The following is an 11712-nucleotide window of genomic DNA, read 5'->3' as shown; positions in this document are numbered from 1 at the left end:
CTGGATGACTTTGGATTGAAGGCTTTGAATAATGATGCCAGGATTGCCGTGCTGGATATCCTGGAGGATAGATACGGGAATGGGGCTACAATCATTACTTCACAGCTTCCGGTGGATACATGGTATGCTTTTATTGATGAACCAACATTGGCCGACGCAATTATGGACAGGCTGTCAGCTTCTGCGCACAGAATAGCCCTTACGGGAAAATCTTTACGAAATAAAAAAAATCATTAAGTTTGAAAAATACCACTCTTGTTTAGTGGGTATAATGCATAGTTAGTGTATTTTATGCCGCTCAAAGAAGTGGTGTACTTTGCCGTGGAACACTGGTGTACTTTGTTCGGAATATCCACTTCTAAATTAATAGGATACCACCTGTTAAATTAATAAGAGCGTACCTGTTAAGTTTAGTAGGAAACCACCTGTTTCAAATGATGCTCTAAATGTTGCACGTAATCATCAAATAAGAAAGCTAGGGTTACGCTTTGTTCGCCCCCGGTAAGACATTCTCTGTGTAACGCTGCTTCTGGTATCAATTTAATCAATGCTAAAATCTGTTTATTGTAGGCTGTCCAGAAGGAAATGACCTGCTCGCGATCAATCTGCTGGTAATAACTAAAGATATTGCAGTTATTCTGATCATAGGTGATTTTAGGAATGTCTTCAAACTGAGCCCTTACAAAACGCTGATGATTTGCCGCAGCACTATCAATAAGATGACCAATGATTTCTTTTTTACTCCATTGAGCAGCAGCAGGCTTTAAGGAAAATATATGATCGTCAATCTCATTCAAAAGCGGAGGTATTGTATTACATAGATATTGGAGCCTTTGAATGGATTGTACGATCATATATATTTTCTTGTTTTAATTTCCAGGGGTATCTTTCTGTGCCCCTTTTATTTTTATTCTTTTTGCGCTTTTAAGGCTATTATTCAGCATCCACTCAATCTGACCATTAACGCTACGAAATTCATCAGCAGCCCATTTCTCTATAGCCTTCATCGTTTCTGAATCTATCCTTAACGCAAATGATTTTTTTTCTGACATATTTATTGATTTAATGTCCCGGTATTGATAACGGGTTTTGTCTCGCTATCACCACAAAGGACAACCATTAAATTACTGACCATAGTTGCTTTTCTGTCATTATCAAACTCAATTATTTTCTTGTCAGCCAAGAGTTTAAGTGCACTTTCAACCATCCCAACAGCGCCTTCCACGATTTTATGGCGTGCTGCAACTACAGCAGAAGCCTGTTGTCTTCTCAGCATAGAATGTGCAATTTCAGGAGCATAAGCAAGGTAGCCGATCCTTGATTCTATAACTTCTATCCCTGCAATGTCCAGTCTTTCTGCTAATTCTTTTTCCAGCGCAATATTTACATCATCAAAATTTGTACTTAAAGTAATAGTAGCTGTTTCGTCTTCGAAATGATCATAAGGAAAAGAGCCTGCAAGTTTCCTGACTGCTGAATCTGTTTGTATTTTGATAAACGTAGTATAATTGTCTACTTCAAAAGCTACTTTAAAAGTATCTTTTACTCTCCAGACCAGGATTACACTGATCAGGATCGGGTTTCCCATTTTATCATTTACTTTGATTTTTTCACTTTCAAAGTTTCTGGCACGCAGCGAATAAGAAAACCTGGTATACAATGGATTAATCCAGAACATTCCATTATGTTTAATGCTTCCTTTATACTTTCCAAACAGCAGCAGTACTTTCGAACTATTTGGGCTGACAATGATTAAACCTTTAGCCAGAATAATAAATATAGGGATACAGGCGATAATCAGAACAATTTGCTGGTCACTTACCGCATAAGCCAGTAAGCCCGCAGTAAGCGCTAAAAGGAAGATAACAAGGTAACCATTAAAGGGCGTAACAATCTTTTCTGCTTTCATATGTATAGTATTTAAATGATATTAAAATGATATTATAAATCTAAGTATTAACTTCCCATAATTCCAAATATTCTGATGGCTATTTATATCAAAATCAGTTTGTTGTTTATGCTAATTATTCCAATCCTGTTTTTTGATTACTTTTAAATCGTCCAGTGCATTGATTGCAATATTAACCCCGGCCTTCTTGAAATCTTCCTTTTTATCTTCGGTCTGTATACAGTTAGCAAAATAATAAACATTATCATTTGTGGTGATGTAACCTACATACCAGGAAACATAGAGATTTCCCTGCTTACCATTTCCGGTTTTAGCTCTGATCGTAAAGTCTTTTGTGGTTTTGACGATCATAATGTTTTTCACTATATCCATTGAACGTGCGGAGAAGGAAAGTTTACTTTGCTGTAAATCTTTAATAAAATCTATCTGCTGAGCAGGAGTGATGCGCAAACCTCCCCATAACCAGAATCCATCTATCCCGCCGGCAATATCACCATTGCCATAATTTGCTTTTTTCAGCCAGAACTTCATTTTCTCTTCACCTACGCGTTTAGCCAGTTCCTGGTAGAACCAGACTGTTGAGTTCTTAAACGCATTTCTCATATCTGTATCTGCATTCCAGGCGGCTACAGGCCGTTCCTTTTGGTCCCATTTGGATACTGTATTTTCATCTTTAACCGCACCTGTTTCCAGGGCAATCAGCGAATTGCAAATTTTAAATGTTGATGCAGGGGTAAAGGGGGTATTTTTCTGTTCTTGATTGTAATAAGTGTATTTATCATTTTTCTGATCATACAGGATAAAAGAACCTTGTACATGGTATTCTTCGTAGAATTTCTTAAGGTCATCCCCGGAATTTTTTTTAGGATCAGATTGAAAGGAAACCAGTCCAAATGTTGCCAATAGCAGCAGCAATATGTGTTTGTGCATTTTAATAAAGAAAAATTAAGCGTTAAAGTCCATTACATTATCCAAACCTCTTTTTAAACCGGTAAAAGTACCGACTTTACGGATGGCTAATAAAGCACCCTGAACGTATGGTTTTGCACTGGCCCCGGCTTCATGTTTGATAGTTAGTTTTTCATCTTCCATTCCAAAAATAGTTTCCAGCGCAATCACAAATCCAGGCAGCCTGACCGAATGTACCTGCATTCCGTTAATATTTGCCCCTCTTGTTTCTTTAATCCCTTTGGTATCAGCAATTGGAATGGTTTTATGCGCTTCTCTGACCTTTGATAACTTGTTTGCGAGCTCTAATGTACTTCCACTTGGCGAATCAATTTTGCGATCACTTGCATAATCAATAATTTCCCAGTTCGGCATATACTTCGCGGCCATTTCAGCGAACTTGTTTAACAGTACAACACTGATTGCGAAATTTCCAACTGCAAGTACAGCTCGTTTATTTTGATCGGCAATACTACTGATCTCCTCATAATCTGAATCTGAAAGTCCTGAGGTACCGACCACAACGTTCACTCCCTGAGCAAGAGCAGTAATTACCTGGTGTTTCGCAATAGCTGGCTTTGTATAATCTACTAAAACATCGCAGGGAATAGCTAAAGCCTCTTCTATAGTTCCGAAAACCGGAATGTCTGGCGTATGGGATAGGCTTAGTAAATCATTCAGCGCCTTACCTGCATTTTTACGGGAAACCGCTGAAACCAATTCCAGATCTTCCGTTAAAACAATTCCTTTGCAAAGCTCCGATCCGGCCCAGCCAGTAGCTCCTGCAACACATACACGTATTTTTTTCTTTGTCGTCATATGTTTTTATTTTAAATGATAAATGGACGTAATAAAATCAATTAATAGGGAAAATTAACTTACGCTAAGCTACTTGATTTTTTCACGAAGAGCGTGATATTTAAGTCAAAAATATGTTAGCTTTGATTTTAAAGCCATATCAATTACATGAAGAAAATTACGCTGCTAATCTTTGCATTGCTGTTCTCAACCTTGTCATTTTCACAAGATATTATTAAACTGTTTAACCGCTCAACAGATTTTTTTGAGCTGATGAACCAGAAGAAATTCACTGAAGCACAGGCGTATTTCGATCCGGGTGTCTCGGCAAATATTTCTGCTGCAGATCTGCAGAAACTTTGGGATGTTTTTAATGAGAAACTAGGGAAGTTTGAATCGGCAAGCGGTGTTGAAAGTAAAGTTAATGGCGATTTTTTTATTGTTATTGTGGATGGGAAGTTTGCCAATACCACACAAAGTTTCAGACTTATTTATAATAAAGCCGGGAATATGATCGGTTTTACTCCTGCACCCATTAAATCGGAAGCAAAATACCTGAATCCTGCGTATGCAGATACCACCTTATATACAGAAAAAGAAATTTATGTGAAGACTCCCGGGCATAGCCTGGTTGGGGTATTAACTACACCAAAAAATACAAAAAACTTTCCAATTGTAGTCCTTGTGCATGGTTCGGGGCCTGGGGATATGGACGAAACAGTAGGTCCAAACAAGCCTTTCAAAGATCTTGCTGCTGGTTTTGCCGCTAAAGGAATAGCCAGTATACGGTATGTAAAAAGAACAAGGATTTATAGTGGTGAATTTGGAGGTGCCTTTACTGTGAAAGAAGAAGTTACTGATGATGCGGTTGCAGCTGTAGCTTTGGCTGCGACTGTCCCTGATATTGATAAAAAACAAATTTACCTGATGGGACATAGCCTTGGAGGGATGTTAGCTCCAAAAATAGCTGCCCTGACACCTGAATTGAGCGGATTAATATTAGCTGCTGCCCCGGCAAGAAGTTTTACTGATGTAATCGTTGAACAGGAGAAAGATGTATTTGCTGCAGCAAAAGATACTACAAAGGCTACACAATTGAAGTTTGCTGAGCTCAATAAAGAACTGGAAAGAACCAGGCTGGTTGCTTTAGGCAACATGAAAGCAGACTCTGCAATTTTAGGTTTGCCAGTGTCTTACTGGATTGATCTGAATAAATATAATCAGGTAGAGACTGCAAAAAAAATAAACAAACAGCGTATACTAATTGTACAAGGAGGGAACGATTTCCAGGTTTCAACCCGTGATTATGAATTGTGGGATGCTGCATTAAATAAAAAGAAGAATGTAACCTTGAAGTTATATCCTGATTTGAACCATTTATTGAGTTCTCAGGTAGAAAAAGGGGACACGCGTCAATATGCTGTGGCATCAAGCGTATCTGAAACATTAATAAATGACCTTGTGGCCTGGATAAAATTGAATAGTAAAAAATAACCACATTGATGACGAAATTTAAAGCACTGCTTTTTGATTTAGACGGTACACTTGTAGATTCAGAACATTTTCATTACCAGGTATGGAACGAAATACTGGCAGAATCTGATGTTCAGCTTGAATATTCTGATTTCCTTAAAAACTTTGCAGGCATCCCTTTACCGGGAAATGCTAAAAGGTTAAAAGAATTATATGAGATAGCATCTCCTTTAGAGATATTGATTACAAAAAAAGAGAAGTTAACTAATGAACGCTTAATCACGAGTACGATTGAACTGATGCCTTATGTAGAGGAGACTATGGAATTCTTTTTAACAAAAGGTGTCGCTATGGCGCTTGTTACAGCGAGTAAGCGGCCTGATGTAGACGAATTGTTCAGGAAAAATGGACTTGGAAAATATTTTAAACTGTTAGTGACCAGGAGTGATGTAATGAAAAGTAAACCTGATCCTGAGTCGTATAATCTTGCTGTTCAGAGAATTGGTTTTCCTAAAAATGAATGCCTGGTATTTGAAGATACTGTAAACGGTTTGCTGGCTGCTAAAAATGCTGATTTAACTTGTTTTGCTATTCAGGGCGATGAAGAAAGTCATGAGAAGCTTGCGGGTGCTGACCGGATATTTAAAGATTTCAGAGAAGCCAGAGCTTATATTACAGCAAATGAACTGATCTGATCCTGGATTAAGGAGCCAGATAATGCGCTGTAATTAAATCAAGGAGATCTTCATTGATTCCAGTGCCATTATCAGCCTTCCACTTGTTTTCTTTAGTCATTTTGATTTCGAAATTTTCATGGTCATCGATAGAAACAATATGATTTGTTTCTTCACCATCGGTTACTGAATGTACCGATACGGGAACGGGTTTACCTTCAAAACTAACTTCAAACTTGGTTACTTTATAACTCATTAAGCAAAGATATAAAAATGTGCGCACGCTATACCCTTACTAAAGCCCAAAAGGAATTATTAGTCCGTTATCAGGTTAAATTTCCTGCTGATTACAAAGCCAATTATAACCTTGCGCCTACACAAAAAGGATTGGTGATTACTGCCGATGAACCTGATACTGCGCAGCTCATGCACTTCGGACTGGTTCCATACTGGGCTCAAAGTACGAAACTTGATTTTTCTACATTGAATGCCCGTAGTGAAGAAATCATGAGTAAGAAAACGTTCGCCCCGCTGATTACGCATCGTAAAACCTGTTTGGTGCTGGCAGATGGCTTTTATGAATGGGATAAAAAAACCGGAGAAACTCTGCCTTACCGTTTTGTGTTGAAAGACAGAGATTTATTTGCTTTTGCAGGGCTTTGGAGTCAATGGAAAGATCAGTTTTCTGGAGAGGTCTACCGCTCTTTTACTATTATGACTACTCAGGCTAATGAAACCGTTGGTAAAGTCCATGCCCCTAAATTCAGGATGCCGGTTATATTAAGCAGGGAAGAAGAGGCCCTGTGGCTGAGTAAAGATCTGGGAACTCCTGATTTGCTGAATTTATGTAAAGCCTATCCGGACGAGTTGATGGATTGCTACAGAGTCGATAAAGCTGTAAATGCAACCATGGTCAAAGGGGTTATTAATAACAGGCCGGAACTGATGCAGGCGATCAATTGATAGTTATAAAAGTCGGTTGATCATTATAAAAGTCAGTTGATAGAAGTATAAACGAAAACGTTTATACTTCTATACTATATTTTCTAACCTTTTTTTGCGTTGTTTTCCAGGTAAACTGTTAAAACACTTTTCAAGTATAATTCTGGCTTAGGCATCGTAATAATTGTTCCAGGTTCTTTATCCTGTGACTGTTTGATGTAATTTGCTTTGATCTTTCCCCAGTCTTTTGAATAAAGCTGGATGAAAGTTTCTACAAACTGCTCATCCGTGTAGTCTTTTGGAAGCTTACTTAGCACAACTTCTATTTTCTCTTCTTTTCTATGTAATACTGCCATAATGAATTTTAAATCTCTGCAAAGCTATGGAACTAAAAGTGATTTACGTAAACTTTTCTGAGTTCTGATTGTTTTAATCTTGTTAATCCTTATAGGATCATTCCTAAAAGAAATTAAATCATTGCCTTATGGTAGATCAACTCAGAGCGCAAGGCTTGCAGGATTTCTTTATTCAGTGTTTGCAAGACCTGTATATAGCGGAAAAGAAACTGATTAATTGTGCTGCTGCACTATCTATAGCTGCATTTACTGAAGAACTGCAACGCGCATTACTCGCACAATCGGAAGAGGCCGGCCTGCATACTCAGCGGCTGGACATGGTATTTGATATGATGAATCAGCAACCAGGTGAAGGTAAATGCAATATTATTGAAATTCTAAGTGATAAGGCAGCTTCTATAGTGAAAACAGTAGAAACCGGAACAGCATTGAGAGACGCAGCAATAATTTATGCTGTTCAGCTGATTGCGCATTATAAAATAGCAAGTTATGGAAGCTTAATCTCCTTGCTCGCGGAACTGGATTATCCTAAAGCTAAAATGATCCTGAAAGAATGTCTGGATGAGGAGAAGGCCGCTGATGCTTACCTGACGAAAATTGCAGTGGATTTTATCAATCCTGCAGCGCAAAGTGAATCTGCATAATCGATTTACTATAAATCACCAAAGTTTTCTTTCGTAAGCTTATCAAGTACTCTATCTGCTAAAGCATGATACTTATCACGCCAGTAGTCTCTTTCCTTTTCCATGTCTTCGAATGAGATAATTTCTTTAGCATCGCTTGCTTTAGCTGCTTTCTCCTCAGGGTATTCCTCAGAGAAATCATGTTTAAGTGCTTTTCCGTATCTTAAAATTATTTTATAGGGTAATTTATCTTCTTTAATATGATTATAAAAGGTGCTTCTGTCATATCCGGCAGCTTTAGCTACTGCCGTTATAGTCATTCCGGAATTACGGACAGTGCTATCTAATAGTTGACCTTTATGGTTCTTAATATGCTCCTTTTTCACTAAAAACAAGGTAAACCAATAATGTTTAAGAATATTCTACATTTTATTAGTATAATTCTACAATTATGTAGATATTAGTGTATATAATGTAGAATTGTACTTTAATCTGTATAATTAATCTACATATTTGTTTACTTATTTAAAATTAGACTATGCGATAGAATATAGATTGATACAATTTTATAATTTTGCAGTTCTTCACATTGATATGAAGGACTGCTTGACGAGCCTCGTAACAGAAATCTGGTAAATTTCATACAATACCCTACGAGATAAGTCAAGCAGCCTGAGCCTATAAATATAGGGTCGGTTGCTTGCTTAAGTTTATTGTAGGGTATATTTTGCAAAAAATATATAGGTTTACCAGAACCTCTGTTACATTAAACGGGCAAGTAGCCGACCCTGTTCTTTTTTCAGATTTTGTCTATTTGCAACCGTAGCTCCGTATAAACACGAATACCTTGATTAAGAAAATGGTATGTGCGGCTGGTAAATTTCTCCTGGTTCAACGCGTAAAGCTGGCCGCCATACCTTTTCTATTCTTTTTTATTTCTTAATTAAAACGCGCTTATGAATAATTATTCAGGATCTAAAACAGTGAAATGGGACATCCATCTTCCAGAAAAGGTTTTCCATATTAAAGGAACAGTAACAGTTTCCAATGAACTTACCTTACCCCTTAAAACTACCAGGAGGTTATGGGTAAATCATTTAGAAGTATTTCCGGAAACGGCAACTGCACTTCGTTCATTCTATGATTGCAGCTTTGAATGGGGAGAGCTCGGACAAAATGCCTCTTATACCGCAGCATTGTCAATTTGTATAGCTATTTTTAACAGTGAACGGTTAGCTGAAAACCTGTTTATCTGTTTCAAAGAAGAGTTTGTTGATAATTTCCCTGATGGCAACTTTGAACTGGTCCTCGAAGTGACCAGGTTTTTAAATAAATATAACTTTAGGCTGCATCCTCATTTATACAGCCGCTTTTGTTTTTCTGCAATCACCAATTCCAGGGAAATTCTGTTGTATAAAGACCCTGAAACCGGATTAATCACAACCGATCTTGCGGAGAACTATGCCTTGCACAGAGAATATATGCCTGATGTAAAAGTCAAAGCACTGAATGAACGAAAACAAAGACTTTTATTCAGGCTATTTGCGAAGGAAAATTACATTATCAGTGGTTATGAGTTTCCCGAAGTGATGCGCAGGGTAGAAGATATGATGGCCAGATTTTACTGGAGATCTGTAGAAAAGATTATTACCAGGAAGATAACAGAGCACTATGAGGATTAAATTATGATTTATCCCTCATCCAGTTCAAGGTATACTCCAAACCTTTTTGTACATCATATAAAGGAGCGTAACCCAGGTCTTCTTTGATCCTGTTTATATTGGCCAGTGAATCATGAATATCTCCTGCCCTGGATGGACCGTAAGTCTGTCCGGGGTCAGTGCCATGGAGCCGCTTTATACTCGTCCACAGCTGATTTAAGGAAATACGCTCGCTGTAGGCAACATTGTAAATGGCATGTGGGATGTCACCAGTAAACAGCATCGCTTTGATGTTCGCCTGTACTACATTTTCAATAAAAGTAAAATCCCTGGTCTGGCTGCCATCCCCGTTAATCACAGGTGCAGTACCAGTTAAAACGGCTTTCATCAACAGTGGAATCACTGCGGCATAAGCACCTTCGGGATCTTGATTTGGCCCGAAAACATTAAAATATCTTAAACCAACACTATCTGTTTCATAAGTTTTTCTAAAAACGTCCGCATACAGTTCGTTGACTAATTTAGTGACTGCATAAGGAGAAAGGGGGGCCCCGATACGGTCTTCTGTTTTAGGTAATTCCTTGCTGTCCCCATAAGTAGAAGAAGAAGCGGCATAAATCATTCTGCCCACCTTTTGCTCTTTAACTGCCATCAGCATGTTTAAAAAGCCTTCTATATTCACCTGGCTGGTCGTTATAGGGTCTTGAATAGAGCGCGGTACAGAACCCAGTGCCGCTTGGTGGGAAACATAATCAATTCCTTCGCAGGCCGATAAACAGGTCGCAGGATCACGAATATCACCCTTTATAAATTCAAAAGCGGGATTCGATTCAAACTCCTGCAGGTTCTTCAAGAATCCGGTTGATAAATTATCCAGCACACGGACTTTTCCGGCACCGTATTTCAATAGATATTTCACCAGATTTGAGCCAATAAAACCAGCACCGCCAGTAATCAGGAAAGCTGACTGACTGAGATCCTGTTGATGGTACGGGGTAGTATAGAGTTGATTGTTAAAGTCTTCCATGAGTAAGTTCTGCAGGTAACATGCCTTTTATATCATATACAACAGTATTTTCTTTACAAAGTTGTCTGACATCAAGTTCTTCAAATTCAGTATGGGCAACCGCAGCAATTACCGCATCAAACTGGCGATCCGTAATCGCTTCATTCTGACAAGTAATGCCGTACTCCTGGTAAACATGTACAGGATCTGCCCAGGGATCAAGAATACACACATTCACATGGTATTCCTTTAAGCGGGTAACAATATCTATTACTCTTGTATTGCGTACATCCGGGCAATTCTCTTTGAAAGTGAAACCCAGGATCAGCACTTCGCTGCCGGTAACCTGTATTTGTTTGCGGACCATTAATTTAATGACTTCATCGGCAATATATTGTCCCATGCCATCATTCAAACGTCTGCCGGCCAGGATGATTTCCGGATGATAACCAGCTTCCTGCGCCTTTTGGGCCAGGTAATAAGGGTCTACACCAATACAATGCCCGCCTACAAGACCCGGTTTGAAATTCAGAAAATTCCATTTAGTACCCGCGGCTTCCAATATGTCGAGCGTATTCAGGCCGATCAGGTTAAATATCTTCGCCAGTTCATTGACAAAGGCAATATTAATATCGCGCTGTGCATTTTCGATTACTTTGGCTGCTTCCGCAACTTTAATGCTCGGGGCCCTGTAAGTACCCGCTGTAATAATTTTACGGTACAATTCATCTACCCGGTCAGCTGCTTCCGGCGAGGAACCAGAAGTAATTTTTAAAATCTGGGTCAGTGTATGTTCTTTATCTCCGGGATTAATCCTTTCGGGAGAATAACCACAATAGAAATCAACATTGAACTTAAGCCCCGAAATCCGTTCCAGTACAGGCGCGCATTCATCTTCGGTAACCCCGGGATAAACGGTCGACTCATAAATTACTATATCTCCCTTTTTTAAAAAGCGGCCAACCGTCTCACTTGCTTTATATAAAGCAGATAAATCAGGATGATTAAACTTATCAATAGGAGTAGGTACGGTAATGATATAAATACGGGCATCCTTCAAATCATTGCTATCACTGCTGAAGGCTAAATTTGGCTTGATGGCAAGCAGTTGGTCCTCAGTAATTTCCAGCGTGCTGTCGTGTCCTGTATGGAGTTCTTCTATGCGTTTTTGTTTAGTATCGAAGCCTGTCACTTTGAAATACCGGGCAAAAGCTACTGCCAGCGGTAAACCAACGTAACCCAGGCCAATAACAGCTATAGGTGTGTCTTTGTCAATCCTTGTCATCTATAATCTTCTATTTTGCTTGTTTTTCAACAAACAG

16 protein-coding genes are annotated in these 11712 nt (G+C 38.7%); 6 read left to right on the top strand and 10 right to left on the bottom strand.

What is annotated here, in order from left to right; all coding sequences use genetic code 11:
- On the top strand, positions 1-237 hold a 237-nt coding region (locus tag LY11_RS24360; protein ID WP_170132768.1), incomplete at its 5' end, for an ATP-binding protein.
- A 173-nt stretch (positions 238-410) separates the two neighbouring features.
- On the opposite strand, the gene LY11_RS24355 is transcribed toward LY11_RS24360, so the two are convergent.
- From LY11_RS24355 to dapB, 5 genes are all read right to left on the bottom strand, one after another.
- Positions 411-854, bottom strand: a complete 444-nt coding sequence (locus LY11_RS24355) for a DinB family protein (RefSeq protein WP_111636210.1) — start codon at positions 852-854, stop codon at positions 411-413.
- A 15-nt stretch (positions 855-869) separates the two neighbouring features.
- On the bottom strand, positions 870-1052 hold the full coding sequence (locus LY11_RS24350) for an Arc family DNA binding domain-containing protein (RefSeq protein WP_111636209.1): 183 nt from the start codon (positions 1050-1052) through the stop codon (positions 870-872).
- A 2-nt stretch (positions 1053-1054) separates the two neighbouring features.
- Complete coding sequence (locus LY11_RS24345; RefSeq protein WP_111636208.1) at positions 1055-1909, bottom strand: SPFH domain-containing protein; 855 nt, start codon at positions 1907-1909, stop codon at positions 1055-1057.
- 111 nt (positions 1910-2020) lie between these two features.
- A complete protein-coding gene (blaOXA, locus tag LY11_RS24340; RefSeq protein WP_111636207.1) occupies positions 2021-2839 on the bottom strand; it encodes a class D beta-lactamase in 819 nt (272 codons plus the stop codon).
- Positions 2840-2854: 15 nt separating this feature from the next.
- Positions 2855-3676 carry a 4-hydroxy-tetrahydrodipicolinate reductase gene (gene dapB / locus LY11_RS24335; protein WP_111636206.1) on the bottom strand — a complete coding sequence of 274 codons (822 nt, stop codon included), beginning with the start codon at positions 3674-3676 and terminating at the stop codon, positions 2855-2857.
- Between the two features lie 147 nt (positions 3677-3823).
- On the opposite strand from dapB, the gene LY11_RS24330 reads away from it, so the two are divergent.
- Together LY11_RS24330 and LY11_RS24325 are read left to right on the top strand one after the other, a co-directional pair.
- Positions 3824-5149: an alpha/beta fold hydrolase gene (locus tag LY11_RS24330; protein WP_111636205.1), complete on the top strand. Its 1326-nt coding sequence runs from the start codon at positions 3824-3826 to the stop codon at positions 5147-5149.
- An 8-nt stretch (positions 5150-5157) separates the two neighbouring features.
- On the top strand, positions 5158-5823 hold the full coding sequence (locus LY11_RS24325) for an HAD family hydrolase (protein WP_111636204.1): 666 nt from the start codon (positions 5158-5160) through the stop codon (positions 5821-5823).
- 7 nt (positions 5824-5830) lie between these two features.
- On the opposite strand, the gene LY11_RS24320 is transcribed toward LY11_RS24325, so the two are convergent.
- Entirely contained in the window at positions 5831-6058 is a 228-nt protein-coding gene (locus LY11_RS24320; RefSeq protein ID WP_111636203.1) for a hypothetical protein, read from the bottom strand.
- Between the two features lie 17 nt (positions 6059-6075).
- On the opposite strand from LY11_RS24320, the gene LY11_RS24315 reads away from it, so the two are divergent.
- On the top strand, positions 6076-6765 hold the full coding sequence (locus LY11_RS24315) for an SOS response-associated peptidase (RefSeq protein WP_111636202.1): 690 nt from the start codon (positions 6076-6078) through the stop codon (positions 6763-6765).
- Positions 6766-6848: 83 nt separating this feature from the next.
- Here the strand turns inward: LY11_RS24315 and LY11_RS24310 are convergent, their stop codons facing one another.
- Positions 6849-7100: a hypothetical protein gene (locus tag LY11_RS24310; RefSeq protein WP_111636201.1), complete on the bottom strand. Its 252-nt coding sequence runs from the start codon at positions 7098-7100 to the stop codon at positions 6849-6851.
- 128 nt (positions 7101-7228) lie between these two features.
- On the opposite strand from LY11_RS24310, the gene LY11_RS24305 reads away from it, so the two are divergent.
- A complete protein-coding gene (locus LY11_RS24305; RefSeq protein ID WP_111636200.1) occupies positions 7229-7744 on the top strand; it encodes a DUF892 family protein in 516 nt (171 codons plus the stop codon).
- Positions 7745-7752: 8 nt separating this feature from the next.
- Here LY11_RS24305 and LY11_RS24300 read toward each other — a convergent pair whose 3' ends face one another.
- Positions 7753-8109, bottom strand: a complete 357-nt coding sequence (locus LY11_RS24300; RefSeq protein ID WP_111636199.1) for a hypothetical protein — start codon at positions 8107-8109, stop codon at positions 7753-7755.
- A 570-nt stretch (positions 8110-8679) separates the two neighbouring features.
- On the opposite strand from LY11_RS24300, the gene LY11_RS24295 reads away from it, so the two are divergent.
- Positions 8680-9405: a hypothetical protein gene (locus tag LY11_RS24295; RefSeq protein WP_111636198.1), complete on the top strand. Its 726-nt coding sequence runs from the start codon at positions 8680-8682 to the stop codon at positions 9403-9405.
- Between the two features lies 1 nt (position 9406).
- Here LY11_RS24295 and LY11_RS24290 read toward each other — a convergent pair whose 3' ends face one another.
- Both LY11_RS24290 and LY11_RS24285 read right to left on the bottom strand, forming a co-directional pair.
- Complete coding sequence (locus tag LY11_RS24290; RefSeq protein ID WP_111636197.1) at positions 9407-10411, bottom strand: SDR family oxidoreductase; 1005 nt, start codon at positions 10409-10411, stop codon at positions 9407-9409.
- The gene (locus LY11_RS24285) at positions 10398-11675 is read right to left on the bottom strand and encodes a nucleotide sugar dehydrogenase (protein ID WP_111636196.1); all 1278 of its coding nucleotides are present in this window, start codon (positions 11673-11675) and stop codon (positions 10398-10400) included. Before LY11_RS24285 ends, LY11_RS24290 begins: the two co-directional genes overlap by 14 nt.
- Positions 11676-11712 lie beyond the last annotated feature (37 nt).

It is taken from the genome of Pedobacter cryoconitis, from assembly GCF_003259615.1.
Classification (GTDB): domain Bacteria; phylum Bacteroidota; class Bacteroidia; order Sphingobacteriales; family Sphingobacteriaceae; genus Pedobacter; species Pedobacter cryoconitis.
This window is presented reverse-complemented; position numbering and strand designations above follow the sequence as displayed.

Bases quoted from the DNA above. Each gene is read 5' to 3' on its own strand.
- LY11_RS24355 (WP_111636210.1), bottom strand. From the start codon at position 854: ATGATCGTACAATCCATTCAAAGGCTCCAATATCTATGTAATACAATA.
- LY11_RS24350 (WP_111636209.1), bottom strand. From the start codon at position 1,052: ATGTCAGAAAAAAAATCATTTGCGTTAAGGATAGATTCAGAAACGATG.
- LY11_RS24345 (WP_111636208.1), bottom strand. From the start codon at position 1,909: ATGAAAGCAGAAAAGATTGTTACGCCCTTTAATGGTTACCTTGTTATC.
- blaOXA (WP_111636207.1), bottom strand. From the start codon at position 2,839: ATGCACAAACACATATTGCTGCTGCTATTGGCAACATTTGGACTGGTT.
- dapB (WP_111636206.1), bottom strand. From the start codon at position 3,676: ATGACGACAAAGAAAAAAATACGTGTATGTGTTGCAGGAGCTACTGGC.
- LY11_RS24330 (WP_111636205.1), top strand. From the start codon at position 3,824: ATGAAGAAAATTACGCTGCTAATCTTTGCATTGCTGTTCTCAACCTTG.
- LY11_RS24325 (WP_111636204.1), top strand. From the start codon at position 5,158: ATGACGAAATTTAAAGCACTGCTTTTTGATTTAGACGGTACACTTGTA.
- LY11_RS24320 (WP_111636203.1), bottom strand. From the start codon at position 6,058: ATGAGTTATAAAGTAACCAAGTTTGAAGTTAGTTTTGAAGGTAAACCC.
- LY11_RS24315 (WP_111636202.1), top strand. From the start codon at position 6,076: ATGTGCGCACGCTATACCCTTACTAAAGCCCAAAAGGAATTATTAGTC.
- LY11_RS24310 (WP_111636201.1), bottom strand. From the start codon at position 7,100: ATGGCAGTATTACATAGAAAAGAAGAGAAAATAGAAGTTGTGCTAAGT.
- LY11_RS24305 (WP_111636200.1), top strand. From the start codon at position 7,229: ATGGTAGATCAACTCAGAGCGCAAGGCTTGCAGGATTTCTTTATTCAG.
- LY11_RS24295 (WP_111636198.1), top strand. From the start codon at position 8,680: ATGAATAATTATTCAGGATCTAAAACAGTGAAATGGGACATCCATCTT.
- LY11_RS24290 (WP_111636197.1), bottom strand. From the start codon at position 10,411: ATGGAAGACTTTAACAATCAACTCTATACTACCCCGTACCATCAACAG.
- LY11_RS24285 (WP_111636196.1), bottom strand. From the start codon at position 11,675: ATGACAAGGATTGACAAAGACACACCTATAGCTGTTATTGGCCTGGGT.